Here is a 21515-nt window from a genome sequence, read left to right as displayed (position 1 = left end):
CCGCCTCGATACGGCAAGCGCCACCCTACCCTCCCTCATTCTCGCCCTTGTGGCGGGAATCCAGCCACGGCGCGTCCGCGCCGTGAATGACCTCTTACGGTAGGCGTGGCAGAAAAGAGTCTTTTCGCCGCGCAGACGCGCGTCGGCTGGATTCCCGCCACAAAGGCGAGAATGAGGGTGGAGGATATTTCGGCTACGAGCATCCAATTGGCCGCCCGCCAAGAAAAGGCCCAAACAAAAAAGGGCGGCGCCACCGGCACCGCCCTTCTTCATTCAAGTACACGTAAAGCCCTTAGGCGGCTGCGAGCTGCAGTTCCTTGGTGACCATGGCGCGCAGCGTGCCGAGGTCCTTGGCGAAGGCGCGGATGCCTTCGGCGAGCTTTTCGGTCGCCATGGCGTCTTCGTTCATCATCCAGCGGAAGGTCTTTTCGTCGACGGCGATCTTGGAGATCGGCTTGGCACCTTCAGGCGACAGCTTGCGCTCGAGCTTGCCCTGGTCGTTCGACAGTTCGTCGAGCAGGTTCGGGGCGATCGTCAGGCGGTCGCAACCGGCCAGTGCTTCGATCTCGCCGGCGCTGCGGAACGAGGCGCCCATGACGATCGTCTTGATGTCGTTGGCCTTGTAGTAGTTGTAGATCTCGCGAACGGAGAGTACGCCCGGATCTTCCTCAGGCGTGAAGTCCTTGCCCGTGGACTTCTTGTACCAGTCGAGGATACGGCCGACGAAGGGCGAGATGAGGAACGCCTTGGCGTCGGCGCAAGCGATCGCCTGGGCCTGCGAGAACAGGAGCGTCAGGTTGCAGTCGATGCCTTCCTTCTGCAGGATTTCGGCGGCGCGAATGCCTTCCCAGGTGGAAGCGAGCTTGATCAGGATGCGATCCTTCTCGATGCCGCGTTCCTTGTAGCCGGCGATGATGCCGTGAGCCTTTTCAACCGACGCCTTGGTGTCGAAGGAGAGGTCGGCGTCGACTTCGGTCGAGACGCGGCCGGGAACGAGCTTGGAGAGCGCTGCACCGACGGAAACGGCGAGACGGTCGGCAACGGCGGAAGCAACGGCTTCGGAATTGCCGCCCTGCTTCTTGCCCCAGGAAACGGCTTCCTTGATCGCGTCGGCGAACATCGGCGTGCCGAGCGCCTTCAAAACGATGCTCGGGTTGGTCGTGCAATCGACCGGCTTCAGGCGGGCAACGGCTTCGATGTCACCGGTGTCGGCGACGACGGTGGTGATCTCGCGGAGTTGGTCAAGCTTGGATGTCATGGTCGCGTGTCCTTTTGACTTGAGCTGCGAGCCGGAGCACTTGAGGTCCGGCGAATGAGGTGATCTACGGATTGCCCGTACTGTCTTTGAAGTCGCTGTCTGTGAAACCGTGCCCGCGCGTTTGGCTTACATCATAAACGTCGGCGAGTACCCCATCGTTCCCGTCTCGGGCTGCCGCAACGACGACGTCCAAGGGCAATCGAGCCCCGGCGCAAGACCGCTGCGATTTGCCATATGCCCGCACAGTGCCTCCTACAATGGACGGAACGACCAGTTACCAAGACTATCGCTATTCCAGGGCCATAATGTCAAGGACATTTGTGCATTTCAATTGACATAAGTGTCACACCGGTCATTATCGCGGCGACAAACCATGCCCTGTCTTGAGCAGGATCTAGGGCGCCTTTGCTTTTGGAGGAGATGTGGTCAAGCTAAAACGCGGCACGCACACCGCCTATTCGGAAGCCTCCTCGCTCAGACTGCGCGCTGCCTGGCTCTATTATAACCAGGGATTGACGCAAAAAGATGTCGCCGAGCAGCTCGGCATCAGCCGCACGACCGTCATCCGGCTGCTCGACGAGGCGATGAAGCGCAGCGAAGTGCAGATCTGGATCAACGATTCGATCGGCGATTGCGTCGAGCTATCGGTGAAGCTGGAGCGCGCCTATGGCCTGGACGAGGCGATCGTGGTGCCGGCACCCGTCACCTCCGATCCGAATGCGCTGGCCAAGAGCGTCGGCCTGGCGCTCGGCCAGTTTCTCTCCGAAGCGATCCCCGACAACTACACGATCGGCGTCGGCTGGGGCCGCACCATGACGGCCTCGCTGTCGAGCTTCCGCCCGCCGCGCCGAGACAATTGCAAGGTCGTCTCGCTGCTCGGCGGCATCGTCGCCGTCCACCAGACCAACCCGATCGACTACACCTGGCGGCTGGCAAGCCAGCTCGGCGCCGAGTGCTACATGTTCCTTGCGCCGCTTCTGGTCGATTCCACTGAGACCAAGCGCAATCTCATCGAAAAGTGCGGCCTCGACACCATCTACCGGCTCGCCGAAACGCTTGATCTCGCCATCGTCAGCTGCGGCGATATCGGCCCGCATTCGACCTCGCTTTCGGAGGGGTGGATCTCCAAGGGCGAATTGCAGGAGCTGATCGATGCCGGCTGCGTCTGCGACACCATGTTCAATTTTCTCGACAAGGACGGCAACACGGTCGATCACTCGATCAACAGCCGGGTGATGTCCGTCGATCTCGATACGCTGAAGAAGGCCAAGCACATCGTGCTCTCCTCCGGCGGCGCCCACCGGGCGGTTGCCATCAGCGCCACCATCAAGCGGATCGGCTGCAACACGCTGATCACAGACGAGAGCGCCGCCCGCGCCCTGATCGAGCTCGCCGACGCCGCCTGACGCACCGGGCGCATCGGCGACATATGTCGCATCATCCAGACGCCGGTCATTTGCGTAAACGCTGCATGACCAAAGCCGCAGACGATGCCTCCACCGACCACACGGAAAGCCCAACCGGCAGATTTATCCTGGCCGGCCTCTACATGATCGCCGGCTGCGCGCACCTGCTCTTCCCAGCCGCGTTCCTGTCGATCACCCCGGATTGGGTTCCCTTCCCGGCCGAGGTGATCGCGCTCACCGGCCTGTGCGAGATTGCCGGCGCGATCGGCCTGACAACTGAACGGTTACGCCATCAGGCCGGCATCTGTCTGGCGCTTTATGCCGTCTGTGTCTTCCCGGCCAACATCAAGCACGCAATTGACGATCTCGGCTCGACCACGGCCACCTTGGGCTGGTGGTATCATCTGCCGCGCCTCGCCCTGCAGCCAGTCATCGTCTGGTGGGCGCTGTTTGCCGGCAAGGTGACGCGCTGGCCATTGCCGGCGTCGCACTGACCTCGGGCCAGCCGACGGAACTGAAACGGCTCGACACGCCGCGACTGGACGGCGCATGATCGTTCTGCGTCAAACCGCCACGTCGTACGCGCCTGGCCATTTGATAATAGCCAAGGGGAGAACTGGCCGTGGGGGCACAGTCAGGAGGCAAGATTTGTCGAAGCGTAGCTTTTCGTTTCCCGTAGCCGATGTCCGGGCCCGCGCGCTCGGCGAAATCCATTCGCGCCCCTATACGCTCATCCCCGTCTCCCGCGTCATCTTCCAGGTCGCTTTTCTCACCGAGGCCAACTTCGCCGCCGACCAGGCGATCCTGAAGGCGCTCTCGCTCGCCCAGGGTATTCCGGCACCCGCCGCAGACACCAGCCACCACACGATGAGCTGGGGCAGCGGCACGCTGCGCTGGGAGCGCCACACGGAATTCTCGACCTATTTCTGGGACACGCCGGCACCGGCGGAATTCGGCGCGGAGATCCCGGTCAATCCTTTCGGCGCCAGCTTCGCGGCACCCGGCCCCTTCATCTCGGGCGTTCGTATCGAGATTCGCCCTGACAGCGAGGATGTCGCCGACGTCATCGCCAATTTCGATCCGACCAGCCTCTGCCAGAGCATGGTGGCCGACAGCCAGGCAACGGTGATTACCGATTTCCGCCAGGACGGCGACGGGCTGACCAAGTTCCTGGTGCTCGACCACGGCATGACGGATGGCGCCCGCGGCATGCTCGCCCAGCGCCTGCTCGATATCGAGACCTATAGGACGCTTGCGATGATGGGCCTGCCGTTGGCGCAGACGCTGTCGCCCGAGATCCGCCAGATCGAGACGAGCTTCACCGCCATCACGCAGGGCATGAAGCAGCATGCGCGCGCTGAAGCCGACGCCACGCTGTCGGAGATCACCCGCCTCGCAGCCGAACTCGAGGCCAATGCTGCCCTCAGCCTCTACCGCTTCGGCGCCAGCCGCGCCTATTACAACATCGTGCTCGAGCGCGTCGCCATGCTGGCCGAGAAGGCGCTCCCCGGCAACGAAACCCTCGGCGCCTTCCTGCAGCGTCGCCTCGCGCCCGCCATGCGCACCTGCCAGTCGGTCGAGGAGCGGCAGGCGGACCTGTCGCGCAAGCTCGCCCGCGCAACCGCCCTTCTGCGCAGCTGGATCGACGTCGAATTGGAAAAGTTCAACACCGAGATCCTGGCCTCGATGGACAAGCGCGCCCATCTGCAGCTGCGCCTGCAGCAGACGGTCGAAGGCCTGTCGGTCGCTGCCATCTCCTATTACGTCATCGGCCTCGTCGGCTACCTCGCCAAGCTTCTGCATGGCGTCGGCGTCGAGATCGCGCCGGAGACGCTGACCGGCGCCGCTGTGCCCTTCGTGGTTCTCGGCGTGTGGCTCACCGTGCGCCGCATTCGCAGCAAACACAGCGACGACCATGTCAAAGAGGCCAACCGCCCCGACGCGCTGAGCTGATCCGAAGGGCCGGCAGCACGCTCGCCTGCCGATCTCTTTCCGCACGCATTTCCGCGTCCGGCCGAAGCGTCATATATCCTTCATGACACGCTGCTTATTTGGCGCCATGAGTGGCCTTGCCGTGCGTGCTTTCATGATATCGTCATGCGGCGCAAAGCTAGGCAGTTCCGCAAGCGTCCGAAGCGACAAATCTGAACAGGGATCGAGATGACCACCATGAGAGGCACGCCTTCAACCGACTGGCTCGAGGCCGAACTGGCCGATACGCTGGATGAAGACTATGAGCTCGAGCTCTCCGAGCCGGCGCTGTCCGAGGAAATCCGCAAGATCTACCGCAAGGCGCATCCGCCATCGATGCCGCGCATCGAATACTTTCGTTCGCTGATCGCACTGCAGTCCGAGCTGATCCGCTTGCAGGATTGGGTCACCTATCACAAGGAAAAGGTGGTCGTGATCTTCGAAGGTCGCGATTCCGCCGGCAAGGGCGGCGTCATCAAGCGCATCACCCAGCGCCTCAACCCGCGCGTCGCCCGCGTCGTGGCGCTTCCGGCTCCGTCGGACCGCGAAAAGTCGCAGTGGTACTTCCAGCGCTACGTGCCGCATCTGCCTGCTGGCGGCGAGATCGTGCTCTTCGACCGCTCCTGGTATAACCGCTCCGGCGTCGAGCGCGTCATGGGCTTTGCCGACGAGGATCAGGTCGAGCAGTTCTTCAACGACGTACCCGAATTCGAACGCATGCTGGTCCGTTCCGGCATCCGCCTCGTCAAATACTGGTTCTCGATCACCGACGAAGAACAGCAGTTGCGCTTCCTCGTGCGCATCCACGATCCGCTGAAGCAGTGGAAGCTGTCGCCGATGGACCTGCAGTCGCGCATCCGCTGGGAAGCCTACACCAAGGCCAAGGAAGAAACCTTCGCCCGCACCAACATCCCGGAAGCTCCGTGGCACATCGTCGAGGGCAACGACAAGAAGCGCGCCCGCCTGAACTGCATCGACCATCTCCTGTCGCAGTTCCCCTACGAAGACGTGCCGCACGAGGAGATCGCCTTGCCCGAGCGCGTGTTCAACCCGGATTACGAGCGCAAGGTCCTGCCACCGGAGTTGTACGTTCCGTCGAAGTATTGATTGGCTAGAGATGTCGGCGGGTGAGGCTCTCATCCGCCGGCTCCATCATAGGCAGCCCATCTAGGCGCGTGCCCGCGCCTTCTGCCCAGCATCGCGGATCAGATCGAAGACCGCCTTAGGCTTGGCTAGGCCGAGTAGTTGTGGCGTCGAGTCGAGGGATGGCATCCAGACTGCCATCGACCGATTGCCGAACAGAGAAACAGATGGCCCGAAGCGGATATCACCCTTTGTGTTGCCGTCACCAACCAGATTGAGTTCCGGCAGACGATCCAACTCGAGCGACGTAAAGCGTGCAAAAGGGGAGGACCGCAAAATGAGTACCCGCTGGTCGGTCACGGCATAGAGGGTGCGGCTACGCAGCCAGGCATCGACGAAAAAGCGGCCAACGGCAAAGAAAATCCCGATGCCGACAAACATTGCGCCCCATAGATAAAAGAACACCGGCGCACCCGTCCGCGTAACCATGACAAGCCAGAAGACCGCGAAAGAGAGCCACACCGCGCTAAACGGGATCATCAGCGCGTCACGGCTGGTAAACATCAGTCCCTGCGCCGGCACGCCGCGCCATAGCACCCGCTCGCCGCGCACCAACCTGGAATTCAAGTCATCAGCAGTCATGCGCCGCTCCCAAACACGCTCCATCGCCAAGATGGTAGAGTGTCAGAATTAACTTTCGACTACAGATGAACCACCATTACGCGCATTTTCCTGCTCAGCAATCGTCGCTTTGAGATAAAGCGCCGGGCGGACTCCTACCCCAACATCTCCGCTTCCGCCTTCAAACCCAGCAACGCCGCCCCAATCAGCCCCGGCTCGACGCGGCATTCGCTGCGCACGACGAGCGGTCGGTCGAATTTGCGGAGGATGCGCTGGCGCACGGCCTTGTCGAGCTCATCCAGCAGCGGTTCCACATTGGAGAGCCCGCCGGCGACGGGGACGATGGTGGCGCCGGTGATGTTGACGGTCAGCGCCAGAGGAGAAGCGAGGAGATCGATGTAGACATCGATCGTGCGCGTCGCCTTTTCCTCGCCGCCCAGCCACTGGCCGATGATCTCCTCGCTGGTGAAGTCGAGGCCGTGCAGCGTCTTGTGCAGGCGTTCCATGCCGCGCGCGCCGCCGACGGAATCGACGCAGCCGCTCTGGCCGCAGCCGCAGGCAAAATGCGGGATCTCGACCGGCGGGTGGCCGGCGCGCAGTGCCGCGATCGGGCCGTGTCCCCATTCGCCGGCAAAGCCGCCCGCCTCGTTTATCAACCGACCGTTGGCTATCACGCCGCCGCCGACGCCGGTGCCGAGGATGACGCCGAGCACGATGCGGTGGCCGCGGCCGGCGCCGAGGCCGGCTTCGGCCATGGCGAAGCAGTCGGCGTCGTTGGCGACCAGCACCGGCACGCCGAGCTCGGCCTGAAGGTCGGCCGCGATGGTGCGCTGGTGGATGCAGGGAATGTTGGCGCAAGTGAGAAGCTGCGTATCGGGATCGACAACACCGGCGATCGAGATCGACAGCAGCGTCGGCGTACCGCCGGCTTCCGCGATGAAGGTTCTGAGCGTATCGACGAAGGCGCCGAAATCATCAAGGGGGGTCGGGCGGCGGCCGAGCGGCGTGATCTCGGTTTCGGAAAGGGCAACGCCGCCCTTGATCGCCGAGCCGCCGATGTCGAAGGAGATGATCATTCGTATTCTGCTTGTTCCAAACGGTTAGAATCTGCTCGCATCGTTCGGTGCGATTTGCAAGCCCAAACCCTGATCAGGCAGGCAGCGTGATGCGGGCCTCGAAGCCTGAATTTTGACCGCTGACGGGAGACATCAGGTCGAGCGTTCCACCCATTTGCGAGACGATGCGGTCAGCGATCGCCAGGCCAAGGCCGGATCCGGACGCGCTGGTACTGCCGCGCCGGAAGCGCTTCTTCAGCGTCGCGATATCGCTCTCCGCTACCAAGGGTCCGCCATTGACGACACGGACGACGCCCTTCTCATCAAGGCTGACATCGACCGGCAGCTCCGGATCACCGTGAACCAGGGCGTTCTCGATGAGGTTGCGCAAGATGATGCCGAAGGCGTCCATATCGGCGTTGCGGACCAGCTTTGTCGCAGGCGCGGCAGTGTAGCGCAGACGACCCTGCGAGCGGCTGTCGCGTTCGTAATCGGTGAAGATCATGTCGAGCACCGGGCGAAGATCCGTGGCCGTGGCGCTGCCGCCGATGCCGGCTTCGGCGCGGGCGAGCTGTAGCAGCTTTTCGGCGAGACGCCCGAGATTGACCAGTGAGCTCTCGACCTGATGGGCGCGGGCCTTGGTTGGTCCTGGCGGCAGCTCCTCGGCAAGACGCTGCGTCTGCGCCAGCGCGCCGGCGATCGGCGTTCTGAGCTCATGGGCGCTGTTGGCGGTGAACTCGCGCTCGGCCTCAAGCGCCGAACGCAGGCGTCCCAGGAGCAGGTTGACGGAGCGAGCGATCGGCTTCAGTTCTTTCGGCAGGCCGGTGCTCTCCAAGGCCGCCAGGTTGCCGCCGTCCTTGGTGCCGATATCCTGGCGCAGCGTATCCAGCGGCTTCAGCGCGCGACCGACGATGAACCAGATCGCGAAGATACTGGCCGGGATGAGTGCGATCAGCGGAATGAGCAGCGTGACCGCGCTTTCGCGCACGGCCTCGCGCCGGTTCTTGAAGCGGTCGGCGACCTGCAGGAAGAGCGTGCCGTCCGAGGTCTTCTCCGTATAGATGCGTGCCGTGTCGCTGTCGTAGAAGCCCGGCTCAAGCGGCGCCGGGAAGGGTTCGGACAGGGCATCGTTGGAGCGCAGCACGATCTTTCCGGATGCATCACGAACCTGATAGGTCAGATATTCCCGGTTGGCGGCCGTATTCAGCATGGCGATGCCATGCGGGTCGCTGATGCCGCGCTGGTCCATATCGTCGAGGATCAGCGCCAGCAGGCGTTCGGTGGTTTCCTGCTGGGCGCTGTCGAAGATCTCGTCGAACTCGTGCTGCATCACGCGGATGCTGAGGCCGATGGCGATGAGCCAGAAAACGACCATCACCGTGGTCAACGCGGTGATGAGCGGGCGGGTGATGCTGCGTTCGCGCTTCATTGTGATCCGAGTGTGTAGCCGATGCCGCGCGCCGTGCGGATGCGATCCTTGCCGATCTTCTTGCGCAGGCGGCTGACATAGACTTCGACCGTATTGCTCTCGATTTCCGAGCCGAAGGCATAGAGCGCCTCCTCGATGCGGTCCTTGGAGACGATCGCGCCGGGCCGCGCGGTCAGGAGGTCAAGCACCGCCCACTCGCGGCTGGTGAGAATGACGGAGGCGCCGTCGACGGAGAGCTTGTGCTGCGGCCGGTTGATTTCGATATCGCCGATCTGCACCACCGGATGAGGGTTGGCGTCGTAGCGGCGGGCGACCGCCATGATCCGGGCTTCCAGCTCGCCCAGGTTGAACGGCTTGACGAGATAGTCGTCGGCGCCGGCGTTCAGTCCCTCGATGCGGTCGGAAATCTGGTCGCGCGCGGTGAGGATGATGACGGGCGCGCGAATGTCGCGGCTGCGCAGCTTGCGCAGGAAATCGACGCCGCTGCCATCGGGAAGATTGAGGTCGAGCAGCACCAATCCATATTCGACCGGACCCGTGGCTGCTTCCGCATCGGCGAGGTTCTTCACCCAATCGACGGCATGGAAGGACGCGGCGACGTGATCGCGCACCGCCTCGCCAATCATCTTGTCGTCCTCAACCAGCAGAATTCGCACGATTTTTCCCTCTGGCGCATAGTTAGCGTGCCGTTTGATGTCAGGTCAAGCATGGCTTCGCGGGCAAAGATGGCGCGGCAATGGCGGGGCTGAGCACCATCCACTGCTTGCGTTGAGGCTAAAATAGATTGTGCAATTTCTCAATGCACTCGACATTTGCCCGAATTTTGTTTTGATCTGGCGCGAACATAGCTTCAACCACATGCTTTGCCGGCGAAAGCCGGCGCAGTCGCGCGCAATGGATAGTCGATGGTGAAAAAGTCCGAAACTTCTGGTCGTCTCGATGACGCGGCGCGCGCCGGCTGGCTCTATTATGTGGCCGGGCGCACGCAGGACGAGATCGCTTCGTCCATGGGGATTTCGCGACAATCGGCGCAGCGGCTGGTGTCGCTTGCCGTGGCCGAGCGGCTGATCAAGGTGCGGCTCGACCACCCGATCGCCGCCTGTCTGGAACTCGCCAACGCCGTGCGCAACAAATACGGGCTGCGGCAGGTGGATATCGTGCCGAGCGATCCGGGCGCGGGTGCCGCGACCGTCGGTATCGCCGAGGCGGCGGCGGCCGAAATCGAGCGCTGGCTGAAGAAGGCCGACCCGATCGTGCTCGCCGTCGGAACCGGGCGAACGCTGAAGGCCGCGGTCGATCAGCTGCCGGCGATCGAATGCATCAACCACCGCATCGTCTCGCTCACCGGCAACATCGCGCCTGATGGTTCGGCCGCCTATTACAACGTCATCTTCAGCATGGCCGATGCCGTCAAGGCGCGGCATTTCCCGATGCCGCTGCCGGTTCTCGTCACCTCTGCCGAAGAGCGCGAAACATTGCATGCCCAGCAGCTGGTGCGCTCGACGCTCGACATGAGCGCGCAGGCCGACGTGACCTTTGTCGGCATCGGCGAACTCGGCATCGACGGACCGCTCTGCGTCGACGGCTTCCTCGAGAAGGGCGAGATGATGGAGTTGATGGACAATGGCGCCGTCGGCGAGATCTGCGGATGGATTTTCGACAGCGAAGGCAGACTGCTCGACAACCCGATCAACGAGCGCGTCGCATCCGCTCCCATCCCCTCACGCGAGACCTCGGTGGTCATTGGCATAGGCAAGGGCAAGCGCAAGATGAAGGCCATCAAGGCGGCCGTGACCGGTCATCAGATCAACGGTTTGATCACCGACGAAGAGGTCGCCGAGTATTTGCTCACATAGTGGGCAAAAATTTATTTCCTTTTTAATCAGTAGGATAGATCATCGTTTCGCGGCTGCAGCAACGATTGGAGCTTGACATTTGTCGCCTGCCATTGAGTAATTGCCCATGAGCAAAGCGAATGCTCGCTAACATCTTCTGGGAGGAAGATCATGACATTTAAAACTTTTCTGCTCGGCGCCTGCTCCGTCCTGGCGTTCGCGGGCATGGCTTCGGCTGAAACGCTGACGATCGCGACCGTCAACAACGGCGACATGGTCCGCATGCAGAAGCTCACGGATGACTTCAAGGCAAAGAACCCCGGCATCGACCTCGAGTGGGTAACGCTCGAAGAAAACGTGCTGCGCCAGAAGGTCACGACCGATATCGCGACCAAGGGCGGCCAGTACGACGTTCTGACGATCGGCAACTACGAAGTTCCGATCTGGGCCAAGCAGGGCTGGCTTCTGCCGCTCGACAACCTCGGCGACAAGTATGACGCCAAGGATCTGCTGCCCGCGATCAGCGCAGCGCTGACCGTCGACAACAAGCTCTACGCCGTGCCGTTCTACGGCGAAAGCGCGATGATCATGTACCGCACCGACCTCTTCGAAAAGGCCGGCCTGAAGATGCCCGACGCGCCGACCTGGGACTTCATCGCCGATGCGGCGAAGAAGATCACCGACAAGGACAAGGAAGTCTACGGCATGTGCCTTCGCGGCAAGGCCGGCTGGGGTGAGAACATGGCGTTCGTCACCGCACTCGACAACTCCTTCGGCGGCCGCTGGTTCGACGAAAACTGGAAGCCCCAGTTCGACAGCCCGGAATGGAAGGAAGCACTTGGCTTCTACGTCAACCTGATGAAGGAAGCCGGCCCTCCCGGTGCATCCTCGAACGGCTTCAACGAGAACCTGGCGCTCTTCCAGACCGGCAAGTGCGGCATGTGGATCGACGCGACGGTCGCCGCTTCGTTCGTCTCCAACCCGAAGGAATCGAAGGTTGCCGACAAGGTCGGTTACGCTCTGTTCCCGACCAAGGGCGAGATGAAGAACCACGGCAACTGGCTGTGGTCCTGGAACCTCGCAATCCCGGCGACGTCCACCAAGGCTGAAGCCGCGCAGAAGTTCGTCGCCTGGGCGACCGACAAGGCTTACGGCGAACTGGTCGCAAGCAAGGAAGGCTGGGCAAACGTTCCTCCGGGCACGCGCACCTCGCTCTACGAAAACGCCGACTACCAGAAGGCCGCTCCGTTCGCCGCCAAGACGCTTGATGCGATGAAGGCAGCCGACACGCAGAAGCCCACCGTCAAGCCGGTGCCTTACACCGGTGGACAGTTCGTCGCGATCCCTGAGTTCCAGGGCATCGGTACGGCCGTCGGCCAGCAGTTCTCGGCAGCTGTCGCCGGTCAGATCTCCGTCGATCAGGCCCTGCAGAGCGCTCAGCAGCTGACGACCCGCGAAATGACGAAGGCTGGTTACCCCAAGTAAGCCTCCCGAGACATGCGGCGTGCACTTGCACGCCGCACCCCTAGGCCGCCGAATTGCCCGAACTGCATCGGCGGCCCTTTTTGTCACTTTTTGTCCCTGGGCCTTGCAGCCATCCGCTTTCAGAAAAGACGGTGAACCATGGCAACGTTACACACCCGCTCCGCGGCGCGCATGATGATGGCACCTTCGGTGCTCCTGCTCTTTGCGTGGATGATCGTCCCGCTCGTGATGACGATCTACTTCTCGTTCATCGACTACAATCTGTTGATGCCGAGCGACAATCGCTTCCTCGGCTTCCTCAATTACGAATTCTTCCTGACGGACCCGGCCTTCTTCGACGCGTTGATCAATACGCTCGTGCTGGTCTTGAGCGTCCTCGTCATCACCATCGTCGGCGGCATCGCGCTGGCGCTTCTGCTCGACCAGCCGATGTTCGGTCAGGGGATCGTGCGCATTCTCGTGATCGCGCCGTTCTTCATCATGCCGACCGTTGCCGCGCTGGTGTGGAAGAACATGTTCATGAACCCGGTCAACGGGTTGTTCGCCTATATCTGGCGCCTGTTCGGCGCGCAGCCGGTCGATTGGCTCGCCAACATGCCGCTGTTTTCGATCATCCTGATCGTCGCCTGGCAGTGGCTTCCCTTCGCCACGCTGATCCTCTTGACCGCGCTGCAGTCGCTGTCGGAAGAGCAGAAGGAAGCGGCCGAGATGGATGGCGCGGGCTTCTTCTCGCAGTTCGTCTACATCATCCTGCCGCACATGGCGCGCGCGATCACCGTCGTCATCCTGATCGAGACGATCTTCCTTCTGTCGGTCTTCGCCGAAATCCTCGTCACCACCAATGGCGGCCCCGGCACGAGCAGCACGAACCTGACCTACCTCGTCTATAACAGGGCACTCCTGCAGTTCGACATCGGCGGCGCTTCGGCGGGCGGTATCATCGCTGTCATCCTCGCCAATATCGTTGCTATCTTCCTCGTCCGCATCGTCGGCAAGAACCTGGAGACTTGAGATGGCCAGACGCATCACAACCCAGCGCAAGGTGATCGTCACGGCGGTCGCCTGGACCATCGGCATCGTGCTCTTCTTCCCGATCCTGTGGACCTTTCTGACGAGCTTCAAGTCGGAAGCCGACGCCATCGCATCGCCGCCGCAGTTCCTCTTCTTCCACTGGACGACGGAGAACTATCTGGAGGTGCAGAGCCGATCGAACTACTTCAGCCACTTCCTGAACTCGGTGATCATCTCCTTCGGTTCGACGCTGCTCGGCCTGATCATCGCGGTCCCGTCCGCCTGGGCGATGGCGTTTTCGCCGACCAAGCGGACCAAGGACGTGTTGATGTGGATGCTGTCGACGAAGATGATGCCGGCAGTCGGCGCGTTGATCCCGATCTATCTGTTGTTCCGCAACACCGGCCTGCTCGACAGCCGCATCGGCCTCGTCGTGGTGCTGATGCTGATCAACCTGCCGATCATCATTTGGATGCTCTACACCTACTTCAAGGAAATCCCCGGCGAGATCCTTGAGGCGGCGCGCATGGATGGCGCCTCGCTCAGCAAGGAAATCATCTACGTGCTGACGCCGATGGCGGTGCCAGGTATCGCCTCGACGCTTCTTCTCAACATCATCCTGTCCTGGAACGAAGCCTTCTGGACGCTCAACCTCACGGCCTCCAAGGCTGCGCCGCTGACGACGTTCATCGCTTCCTATTCCAGCCCGGAAGGACTTTTCTACGCCAAGCTTTCGGCAGCATCGACCATGGCAATCGCCCCGATCCTGATCCTCGGCTGGTTCAGCCAGAAACAACTCGTCCGCGGCCTGACGTTCGGCGCGGTGAAATAAGAAACAAGGGAGAGAAACATGGGCAGCATTACCCTTCAGAAAGTTTCGAAGGTCTTCGGCGAAGCCAAGGTCATCCCTTCGATCGATCTCGAAATCAAGGACGGCGAGTTCGTCGTCTTCGTCGGCCCGTCGGGCTGCGGCAAGTCCACGCTGCTGCGTCTGATCGCAGGCCTTGAGGATGTCAGCGGCGGCAAGATCGTCATCGACGGCAAGGACGCCACCGAGAGCGCGCCGTCCGAACGCCGGCTCGCCATGGTGTTCCAGTCCTACGCGCTCTACCCGCATATGAGCGTGCGCAGCAACATCGCCTTCCCGCTGAAGATGGCGGGCATGGCCAAGCCCGAGATCGACAAGAAGGTGGCGGACGCAGCCCGCGTCCTCAACCTCACCGACTATCTCGACCGCAAGCCGCGTGCGCTCTCGGGCGGCCAGCGCCAGCGTGTCGCGATCGGCCGCGCCATCGTGCGTCAGCCCTCGGCCTTCCTGTTTGACGAACCTTTGTCGAACCTCGATGCGGCGTTGCGCGTCAACATGCGCCTCGAGATCAGCGAACTGCACCAGCAGCTGAAGACGACGATGATCTACGTCACCCACGACCAGGTCGAAGCCATGACCATGGCCGACAAGATCGTGGTGCTGAACCGCGGCAACATCGAGCAGGTCGGCTCGCCGATGGAGCTCTACTCCAAGCCGCGCAACCTCTTCGTCGCCGGCTTCATCGGCTCGCCGAAGATGAACTTCGTGCCGCAGGGCTCGCAGACGCTCGGCGTGCGCCCGGAGCATGTCCAGCTCTCGATGGAGAGCGGCGAGTGGAAGGGCAGGGTCGTGGTCGCCGAACATCTCGGCTCCGACACCTTCCTGCATGTCGACGTCGAGGGCATCGGCCAGATGACGGCGCGCGGTGATGGCAACTTCCCGGCCAAGGCCGGCGACACCGTCTACCTGACACCAGACAAGACCCGCATTCACAAGTTCAATGAGCAGGGCCTCGCCATCTAACGAGGCATCCGGGGTGGGGAAGAGCGCGCGTGCCGGACGAGGTGCCCGGCGCGCCAGTACCGGGGTCGTCAGACCCTGAAGACCTTCAAGAGGACTGAGACATGACGTGCAAACTATCGCTGGCAACGCTTTCCGACGCGGCAAAGACAGCCGCTGTACCGGCCTATGAGCGGGCGTCGCTGAAGGCGGGCATCGTGCACTTCGGCGTCGGCAACTTCCACCGCGCCCACCAGGCAATCTATCTCGACGACCTGTTCAACAAGGGCGAGGCTCACGACTGGGCAATCATCGGCGCCGGCATCCTGCCGTCCGATGCCGCCATGCGTGACAAGCTCGCCGCCCAGGACTTCCTGACCACCGTCGTCGAGCAGGACAACAACAAGACCTCGGCGCGTGTCACCGCGCCGATGATCGATATCCTGCCGGTTGGCGATGCCAAGACCATCATCGCCAAGCTCGCGGATCCCGAGATCCGCATCGTCTCGATGACAATCACCGAGGGCGGCTACTTCATCGACGCATCCGGCAAGTTCAATCCCGCGCATCCGGCAATCGCCGCTGACGGCAAGAACCCCGCTGATCCGAAGACCGTCTTCGGCCTGATCGTCGCCGGTCTCAAGGCGCGCAAGGACAAGGGCCTCGTGCCGTTCACCGTCATGTCGTGCGATAACATTCCGCACAACGGCGTCGTCACCCGCAACGCCGTGGTCGGCACCGCGGCGCTTTCGGATTCCGTCTTCGCCGAGTGGATCAAGGCCAATGTCGCCTTCCCGAACGCCATGGTGGACCGCATCACGCCGGCCACCGGCCAGCGCGAGATCGATCTTCTGAAGGACGTCTTCGATATCGAGGACAACTGGCCCGTCTATTGCGAAGAGTTCAAGCAGTGGGTGCTGGAAGACAAGTTCACCGCCGGTCGTCCGGCGCTGGAGAATGTCGGCGTCACCTTCGTGTCCGATGTCACGCCCTACGAGCACATGAAGATCCGCATCCTCAACGGCGGCCATGCGGCGATCGCTTACCCGGCGGCGCTGATGGACATCCACTTCGTGCACGACTCGATGGAAGATCCGCTGATCCGCGCCTTCCTCGCCAAGCTCGAGAAGGACGAGATCATCCCGATCGTGCCGCCGGTGCCGAACACTTCGCTGACGGATTACTTCGCGCTGATCGAGCACCGCCTGCTCAACCCGAAGATCGCCGACACCATCCCGCGCCTGGCGCAGGACGGCTCTAACCGCCAGCCGAAGTTCATCCTGCCGTCCACGCTCGACAACCTGAACCAGGGCCGCGACGTGATCGGCCTGTCGCTCGTGTCGGCTTTGTGGTGCCGCTACTTCGCCGGCAAGACAGATACCGGCCAGGACATCGTTTTCAACGATGCCAGCGCCGATCGGTTGCATGCCGCCGCGATCAAGGCCAAGGACGACCCGATGGCGTTCCTTGCCTTGGACGACATCTTCGGCGAGGTCGCCAAGTCGGAGCTCTTCCGCAAGCGCTTCGCGCACGCGCTGAAGACGCTGTGGGAAAAGGGCACGCGCGAGACGCTGCAGCTTTACCTCGACAACAAGCTCGCGGCATAAGCATCAGGCGGCGGGCGTTCCCCGCCGCTATCCACCCACCTCTGCCTGCAATGTCTTGAACCCTGATTGGATGTGTCATGGCTGATGCTGAAACACGGCTTGTGATCTTCGACTGCGACGGTGTCCTCGTCGACAGCGAGCCGATCTCCGTCACCGTTCTCGTCAAGGCCATGAACGATCTCAACGTGCCGATCACCGAGGACGAGGTGTATGGCCGCTTTCTCGGGCGCAGCCTCGCGACCGTGATCGAGACGATGAAGACGGAATATAACGTCCATCCCGGCGAAGCCTTTCTGGAGCAGATCCGCACCGATCTCTACGCGCGCTTCCGCACCGAGCTGAAGCCGATCGCAGGCATCGCGGATACGATCGACGCGCTCGACATCCCCTGCTGCGTCGCCTCGTCGAGCCAGGTCGAACGCATCCGCCTGTCACTCACCGTCACCGGGCTGATCGACCGGCTGCCCAATATCTTCAGCGCCTCGATGGTGAAGAACGGCAAGCCGGCGCCGGATCTGTTTCTGCATGCGGCAAGCCAGATGCAGGTCGATCCCGCTAACTGCGTGGTGATCGAGGACAGCCCCGCCGGCATCGAGGCCGCAAAGGCCGCGGGCATGACCGTGTTTGCCTTCACCGGCGGCTCACATGCCAATTTCGCCGGCTATCGCGACGAGCTTGACCGCCTTTCCCCCGACGCTACGTTTGACGTCATGCCGGATTTGATCCACCTTATCAAAAAACATCAGCGGGACGGGAACGACCTTTAATGCCTCAGCATGTGGTTGCTGTTGATATCGGCACGGGCAGCGCACGCGCCGGCGTCTTCGATGCGCACGGCCAGCTGCTGGGCAAGGCCGATCATCCGATCATCATGAACCGGCCCCGCGAAAACCACGCCGAGCACGATTCCGAGGATATATGGTCGGCGGTGTGCATCGCCGTGCGCCGTGCGATGGAGCAATCGGGCGCCGCACCCGAGAGCGTCGGCGCGATCGGTTTCGACGGCACCTGCTCGCTTGTGGTTCGGGATATCGATGGCGGGCAGATCAGCGTGTCGACGGGCGGCGAGCGCCGGTTCGACACCATCGTCTGGCTCGATCACCGGGCGCTGAAGGAAGCGGATTTCTGCACGGCGACCGGCCACGAGGTGCTGGAGCATTCCGGGCATTTCATGTCGCCCGAGATGGAAATGCCGAAGCTGATGTGGCTGAAGAAGAAGCTGCCCGGCACATGGGCGAATACCGGCTATCTCTTCGACCTCGCCGATTTCATGACCTGGAAATCCACCGGCTCGCTTGCGCGGTCACGCTGCACGCTGACGTCCAAGTGGAACTATCTGGCCCATCTCAAGGATGGCTGGCGCAAGGATTTTCTCGAGCAGATCGGCCTCGATGACCTGCAGGCGCGCGGGCGGCTGCCTGACGACACCGTTGCTGTCGGCGGCAGCGTCGGCACGCTGACGAAGGAGGCGGCCTCGGCGCTCGGTCTCACCACGGCCTGTCACGTCTCCGCCGGCATGATCGACGCTTATGCCGGCGCGCTCGGAACGCTCGGCGGCGACGCGCATGATCCGGAACGGCTGGAACGGCAGCTGGCGCTGATCGCCGGCACATCGAGCTGCATCGTCTCGTTTTCGCGCAAGCGACGCCCGAGCCACGGCATGTGGGGCCCCTATTACGAAGCCGTTTTCCCCGGCACCTGGCTTGTCGAGGCCGGGCAGTCGGCGACGGGGGCTCTGCTCGACCATGTCGTCCGGATGCATGCGGCCGGTGGCGAGCCGACGGCAGCGTTGCATCAGAAGATCGTGTCGCGGATATCGCAGCTGCGTGCGGAAGAGGGCGATGCCTTCGGCGCCAGGATTTTCGTGCTGCCCGATTTCCACGGCAACCGATCGCCGCTTGCCGACCCGCACGCGGTCGGCACTGTCAGCGGGCTGACGCTCGACACATCGTTCGACGGGCTCTGCGCGCTCTACTGGCGCACCGGCGTGGCGATCGCGCTCGGCATCCGCCATATCCTCGAGCGGATGAAGGAATATGGCTACGCGCCCGACACGCTGCATGTGGCGGGCGGGCATGTGAAGAACCCTGTGCTGATGGAACTCTACTCGGATGCGACCGGCTGCAAGGTCGTGGTGCCGAAGATGAACGAGGCGGTACTTCTCGGCACCGCGATGGCGGCCTCAGTCGCCTGCGGCCTGCATACTGATCTCGCCACGGCGGGTTCGGCCATGTATCCCGGCGGCGACGTGCATGTTCCCGACGAGAGCAAGCGCGCGCTTTACGATCGCGATTATCGCCGGCTGCTCGCCATGTATCGCCATCGCGCCGAGCTCGAGGCAATGGAATAGCTTCCAGATCGCTACCGGTTGGGCTCTTCGCCCAGCATGACGCTGAACTCGGTCATGCGGCTCGCACGCGCGACGGCCTCGTCACCGACGGCGCTGACAACCGCCGACGACAGACAATCGAGAAGCGCGATCACCGGCGGCAGGTTGTCCTGTTCTCCCGGCCGGGTCGGGGGGAGCGGCAGGATGAGATTGGCCTGGTCGAGCACCCAATTGGCGCTCTGGGCGCTGATGAGCACGACCTTGTATCCATAGCGCCGGGCAATGCGAGCAAGCAGGCGGGCCTTCTTGAAGCGCTGGCTATCGATGATCACAAGCAGCGCGCCTTCGCCGCTGACGCGCGCGAAGAGCTCGGCGAACCGGTTTCCGCTGCCGTCGAGCGCATGCACGCCATCGCGTGCTTGCGTTAGGCGCTGGCTGAAATGCGTGGCGAAGCTCGCCTGCGAGACATGGGTGGCGATGAACACCTCGCTTGCCGCGCGGATCATCGCCACGGCGTCGCTCCAGTGCTGCTGTCCGGTGAGATGATAGATGTGATGGAGCGCCTGGATCTGCTCGGCGACCAGCACGGCGAGCGGCTTGCCATCGGCGGCATCGACCTGCAGTTCCGACATCGAGGCCTGCATCTGCGTGGCCGAGACACCGGCGACGTCGCGGATCTGCACCTTGACGCTATCGAGCCCCTGATAGCCCAGCGCCCGCAGGAAGCGGCCGACGGTCATCGGGCTCAGGTCCAGCCGGTCGGCCACCGAGGCTGCCGTTTCGAACGGAAGATCACTCAAGTGTTCGGTGAAATATTTCGCGATGCGACGTTCGGCGGGCGTGCCGGATTTCGCGTATTGGCGGAGCTTCTGAACAAAGTCTTCCACGGCAGCTGTCCCGATTTTGGGTGATGTTTCCTGTCTGCTTGAAACAAATCCTTGCGTCCGCAAATATTCGGAGCGCCCTGCAAGTAATCTTAGATGCTGATTTAAATATATATTATGAAAGGCTTTTGAACAACAATTCCCTCAATCCGGCGAAATAATTTCAGCCTTGCCGTTCAAAGATCAGATTCCTACATCATCGCCACAACCGGAGACGTCACCATGATCCTCGAAGCGGCGCGCCTTTCCATCACCAATCTTTTCGCCCCGGAAACGCGATCGGTGTTCTGGAAAGTGCTCGGGCTGACCGTGCTCGCGCTGATCGGCCTGTGGATGGCGCTGCGCAGCGCCTTCATGGCTTTCGTCTTTCCCTGGATCGCCAGCTTCTTTCCCGCGATGCCCGATTGGGCTGGCTGGCTCGGCTTCGTCTTCGCCATCATGGCGGGGATCGGGCTGGCGTTGGGGCTGGCACTTCTGCTGTCGCCGGTCACCGCGCTGATCGCCGGCTTGTTTCTCGACGATGTGGCCGACGTCGTGGAAAAGCGCGATTATCCTGAAGACGTGCCGGGCACCGCCATGCCGCTTGGCCCGGCCATGCTGAGCTCGATCAAGTTCCTCGGCGTCGTCATCGTCGGCAATATCGTGGCGCTGTTCCTGCTGTTCATCCCCGGCGTCAATCTCGTCGCGTTCTTYCTGGTCAACGGCTATCTGCTCGGCCGGGAATTCTTCGAGTTCGCCGCCATGCGCTTCAGGCCACCGGCCGAAGCGCGGCTCTTCCGCCAGAAACATGCGCCGACGGTGTTTCTCGCCGGTCTGGTGATCACCGCCTTCCTGGCCATCCCGATCGTCAACCTGCTGACGCCGCTGTTTGCCGCGGGCATGATGGTGCATCTGCACAAGCTGCTCTCGCGCAAGGAACTCGGCGTTCGGGTCTAGTCCTTAGTCAACGACTTCGCCGATCACCTGCGGCGGCAGCTCGACCAGCGGCGCCGGGATGTCGCAGCTCTTTTCGGGCGAGCGACAGAGATCGGCGATGACGCAGTGTTCGCATTCGGCGCGGCGGGCCTTGCAGGTGTAGCGGCCGTGCAGGATCAGCCAGTGATGGGCGTGGTAGAGGTAGTGCTTCGGCACCACCTTCATCAGGCGCTCCTCCACCTCGTCGGGCGTCTTGCCCGGCGCCAGCCTGATGCGGTTGGCGATGCGGAAGATATGGGTATCAACAGCCATGGTCGCCTGGCCGAAGGCCATGGAGAGCACGACATTGGCGGTCTTGCGGCCGACACCCGGCAGCATCACCAGCTCGTCGCGCGTCTGAGGCACCACGCCGCCGAAGACATCGACCAGCATGCGCGACAGCGCGATCACGTTCTTCGCCTTGTTGCGGTAGAGCCCGATCGTCTTGATGTAATCGCGCACCTTCTCCTCGCCGAGATCGAGCATCTTCTGGGGCGTATCGGCGACCTTGAAGAGCGCGCGCGTCGCCTTGTTGACCCCGGCATCGGTCGCCTGCGCCGAGAGCGCCACGGCGACGACGAGCGTGAACGGATTGGAGTGCTCCAGCTCGCCCTTCGGCTCCGGCCGCTGCACGGAGAAGCGGCGGAACATCTCCTCGCGCTCGGCCTCGCTATAGACGGAGCGGACGCTCGCCTTCTTCTTGCGGCGAACGACGGTTTTTTCGGGCTGCGACGATGTGGCGGAGGATTTGAGTTTCGGACTGGACATGGACAATCTATA

The 21515-nt window shown here is 62.4% G+C and carries 20 protein-coding genes; 13 read left to right on the top strand and 7 right to left on the bottom strand.

What is annotated here, in order from left to right:
- Window positions 1–292: 292 nt before the first annotated feature.
- A complete protein-coding gene (tal, locus tag AC1DOG_RS16275) occupies window positions 293–1258 on the bottom strand; it encodes a transaldolase (RefSeq protein WP_113200039.1) in 966 nt (321 codons plus the stop codon).
- A 422-nt stretch (window positions 1259–1680) separates the two neighbouring features.
- On the opposite strand from tal, the gene AC1DOG_RS16270 reads away from it, so the two are divergent.
- The 4 genes from AC1DOG_RS16270 (at window position 1681) to ppk2 (ending at window position 5742) form a co-directional block, all read left to right on the top strand.
- Window positions 1681–2664 (top strand): sugar-binding transcriptional regulator, encoded by a 984-nt coding sequence (locus AC1DOG_RS16270; RefSeq protein ID WP_047509771.1) that lies wholly within the window; start codon window positions 1681–1683, stop codon window positions 2662–2664.
- Between the two features lie 65 nt (window positions 2665–2729).
- On the top strand, window positions 2730–3158 hold the full coding sequence (locus AC1DOG_RS16265) for a DoxX family protein (RefSeq protein WP_477929414.1): 429 nt from the start codon (window positions 2730–2732) through the stop codon (window positions 3156–3158).
- A gap of 154 nt (window positions 3159–3312) precedes the next feature.
- Window positions 3313–4617: a DUF3422 family protein gene (locus AC1DOG_RS16260; protein WP_477929412.1), complete on the top strand. Its 1305-nt coding sequence runs from the start codon at window positions 3313–3315 to the stop codon at window positions 4615–4617.
- Between the two features lie 207 nt (window positions 4618–4824).
- Window positions 4825–5742, top strand: coding sequence for a polyphosphate kinase 2 (gene ppk2 / locus AC1DOG_RS16255; RefSeq protein ID WP_018902013.1), 918 nt, complete (start codon window positions 4825–4827; stop codon window positions 5740–5742).
- Between the two features lie 60 nt (window positions 5743–5802).
- On the opposite strand, the gene AC1DOG_RS16250 is transcribed toward ppk2, so the two are convergent.
- The 4 genes from AC1DOG_RS16250 to AC1DOG_RS16235 all read right to left on the bottom strand — a co-directional run bounded on the left by AC1DOG_RS16250 (window position 5803) and on the right by AC1DOG_RS16235 (window position 9479).
- On the bottom strand, window positions 5803–6360 hold the full coding sequence (locus AC1DOG_RS16250; protein WP_477929410.1) for a PH domain-containing protein: 558 nt from the start codon (window positions 6358–6360) through the stop codon (window positions 5803–5805).
- 134 nt (window positions 6361–6494) lie between these two features.
- The gene (locus AC1DOG_RS16245) at window positions 6495–7415 is read right to left on the bottom strand and encodes an ROK family protein (RefSeq protein WP_477929409.1); all 921 of its coding nucleotides are present in this window, start codon (window positions 7413–7415) and stop codon (window positions 6495–6497) included.
- Window positions 7416–7488: 73 nt separating this feature from the next.
- A complete protein-coding gene (locus tag AC1DOG_RS16240) occupies window positions 7489–8823 on the bottom strand; it encodes a sensor histidine kinase (protein WP_477929407.1) in 1335 nt (444 codons plus the stop codon).
- Window positions 8820–9479 carry a response regulator gene (locus tag AC1DOG_RS16235; RefSeq protein ID WP_018902450.1) on the bottom strand — a complete coding sequence of 220 codons (660 nt, stop codon included), beginning with the start codon at window positions 9477–9479 and terminating at the stop codon, window positions 8820–8822. Before AC1DOG_RS16235 ends, AC1DOG_RS16240 begins: the two co-directional genes overlap by 4 nt.
- A 249-nt stretch (window positions 9480–9728) precedes the next feature.
- Here AC1DOG_RS16235 and AC1DOG_RS16230 point away from each other — a divergent pair, with 249 nt between their 5' ends.
- From AC1DOG_RS16230 to AC1DOG_RS16195, 8 genes are all read left to right on the top strand, one after another.
- Complete coding sequence (locus AC1DOG_RS16230) at window positions 9729–10679, top strand: sugar-binding transcriptional regulator (RefSeq protein ID WP_047509797.1); 951 nt, start codon at window positions 9729–9731, stop codon at window positions 10677–10679.
- Window positions 10680–10829: 150 nt separating this feature from the next.
- Window positions 10830–12143, top strand: a complete 1314-nt coding sequence (locus tag AC1DOG_RS16225) for an ABC transporter substrate-binding protein (protein WP_289729648.1) — start codon at window positions 10830–10832, stop codon at window positions 12141–12143.
- A 138-nt stretch (window positions 12144–12281) separates the two neighbouring features.
- Window positions 12282–13154, top strand: coding sequence for a carbohydrate ABC transporter permease (locus AC1DOG_RS16220; protein WP_047509793.1), 873 nt, complete (start codon window positions 12282–12284; stop codon window positions 13152–13154).
- 1 nt (window position 13155) lies between these two features.
- The gene (locus AC1DOG_RS16215; protein ID WP_047509791.1) at window positions 13156–13986 is read left to right on the top strand and encodes a carbohydrate ABC transporter permease; all 831 of its coding nucleotides are present in this window, start codon (window positions 13156–13158) and stop codon (window positions 13984–13986) included.
- Between the two features lie 18 nt (window positions 13987–14004).
- Entirely contained in the window at window positions 14005–14985 is a 981-nt protein-coding gene (locus AC1DOG_RS16210; RefSeq protein WP_477929403.1) for an ABC transporter ATP-binding protein, read from the top strand.
- 101 nt (window positions 14986–15086) lie between these two features.
- On the top strand, window positions 15087–16568 hold the full coding sequence (locus tag AC1DOG_RS16205) for a mannitol dehydrogenase family protein (RefSeq protein ID WP_477929401.1): 1482 nt from the start codon (window positions 15087–15089) through the stop codon (window positions 16566–16568).
- Between the two features lie 77 nt (window positions 16569–16645).
- Complete coding sequence (locus tag AC1DOG_RS16200; RefSeq protein WP_018902443.1) at window positions 16646–17335, top strand: HAD family hydrolase; 690 nt, start codon at window positions 16646–16648, stop codon at window positions 17333–17335.
- On the top strand, window positions 17335–18918 hold the full coding sequence (locus tag AC1DOG_RS16195; protein WP_477929399.1) for an FGGY-family carbohydrate kinase: 1584 nt from the start codon (window positions 17335–17337) through the stop codon (window positions 18916–18918). Before AC1DOG_RS16200 ends, AC1DOG_RS16195 begins: the two co-directional genes overlap by 1 nt.
- 11 nt (window positions 18919–18929) lie before the next feature.
- Here the strand turns inward: AC1DOG_RS16195 and AC1DOG_RS16190 are convergent, their stop codons facing one another.
- Entirely contained in the window at window positions 18930–19784 is an 855-nt protein-coding gene (locus AC1DOG_RS16190) for a MurR/RpiR family transcriptional regulator (protein ID WP_113009184.1), read from the bottom strand.
- A gap of 219 nt (window positions 19785–20003) precedes the next feature.
- Between AC1DOG_RS16190 and AC1DOG_RS16185 the strand changes: the two genes are divergently transcribed.
- On the top strand, window positions 20004–20717 hold the full coding sequence (locus tag AC1DOG_RS16185; protein ID WP_477929397.1) for a sulfate transporter family protein: 714 nt from the start codon (window positions 20004–20006) through the stop codon (window positions 20715–20717).
- Between the two features lie 3 nt (window positions 20718–20720).
- Here the strand turns inward: AC1DOG_RS16185 and nth are convergent, their stop codons facing one another.
- Window positions 20721–21503: an endonuclease III gene (gene nth / locus AC1DOG_RS16180; RefSeq protein WP_477929395.1), complete on the bottom strand. Its 783-nt coding sequence runs from the start codon at window positions 21501–21503 to the stop codon at window positions 20721–20723.
- Window positions 21504–21515 lie beyond the last annotated feature (12 nt).

Source organism: Rhizobium sp. 01N48 (genome assembly GCF_056399145.1).
This window is presented reverse-complemented; position numbering and strand designations above follow the sequence as displayed.

What these genes read in the sequence shown, in the direction of transcription:
- AC1DOG_RS16230 (WP_047509797.1), top strand. Translation starts at nt 9,729, where the DNA reads ATGGTGAAAAAGTCCGAAACTTCTGGTCGTCTCGATGACGCGGCGCGC.
- AC1DOG_RS16210 (WP_477929403.1), top strand. Translation starts at nt 14,005, where the DNA reads ATGGGCAGCATTACCCTTCAGAAAGTTTCGAAGGTCTTCGGCGAAGCC.
- AC1DOG_RS16265 (WP_477929414.1), top strand. Translation starts at nt 2,730, where the DNA reads ATGACCAAAGCCGCAGACGATGCCTCCACCGACCACACGGAAAGCCCA.
- AC1DOG_RS16225 (WP_289729648.1), top strand. Translation starts at nt 10,830, where the DNA reads ATGACATTTAAAACTTTTCTGCTCGGCGCCTGCTCCGTCCTGGCGTTC.
- AC1DOG_RS16240 (WP_477929407.1), bottom strand. Translation starts at nt 8,823, where the DNA reads ATGAAGCGCGAACGCAGCATCACCCGCCCGCTCATCACCGCGTTGACC.
- AC1DOG_RS16220 (WP_047509793.1), top strand. Translation starts at nt 12,282, where the DNA reads ATGGCAACGTTACACACCCGCTCCGCGGCGCGCATGATGATGGCACCT.
- AC1DOG_RS16195 (WP_477929399.1), top strand. Translation starts at nt 17,335, where the DNA reads ATGCCTCAGCATGTGGTTGCTGTTGATATCGGCACGGGCAGCGCACGC.
- AC1DOG_RS16215 (WP_047509791.1), top strand. Translation starts at nt 13,156, where the DNA reads ATGGCCAGACGCATCACAACCCAGCGCAAGGTGATCGTCACGGCGGTC.
- ppk2 (WP_018902013.1), top strand. Translation starts at nt 4,825, where the DNA reads ATGACCACCATGAGAGGCACGCCTTCAACCGACTGGCTCGAGGCCGAA.
- AC1DOG_RS16250 (WP_477929410.1), bottom strand. Translation starts at nt 6,360, where the DNA reads ATGACTGCTGATGACTTGAATTCCAGGTTGGTGCGCGGCGAGCGGGTG.
- AC1DOG_RS16205 (WP_477929401.1), top strand. Translation starts at nt 15,087, where the DNA reads ATGACGTGCAAACTATCGCTGGCAACGCTTTCCGACGCGGCAAAGACA.
- AC1DOG_RS16245 (WP_477929409.1), bottom strand. Translation starts at nt 7,415, where the DNA reads ATGATCATCTCCTTCGACATCGGCGGCTCGGCGATCAAGGGCGGCGTT.
- nth (WP_477929395.1), bottom strand. Translation starts at nt 21,503, where the DNA reads ATGTCCAGTCCGAAACTCAAATCCTCCGCCACATCGTCGCAGCCCGAA.
- AC1DOG_RS16200 (WP_018902443.1), top strand. Translation starts at nt 16,646, where the DNA reads ATGGCTGATGCTGAAACACGGCTTGTGATCTTCGACTGCGACGGTGTC.
- tal (WP_113200039.1), bottom strand. Translation starts at nt 1,258, where the DNA reads ATGACATCCAAGCTTGACCAACTCCGCGAGATCACCACCGTCGTCGCC.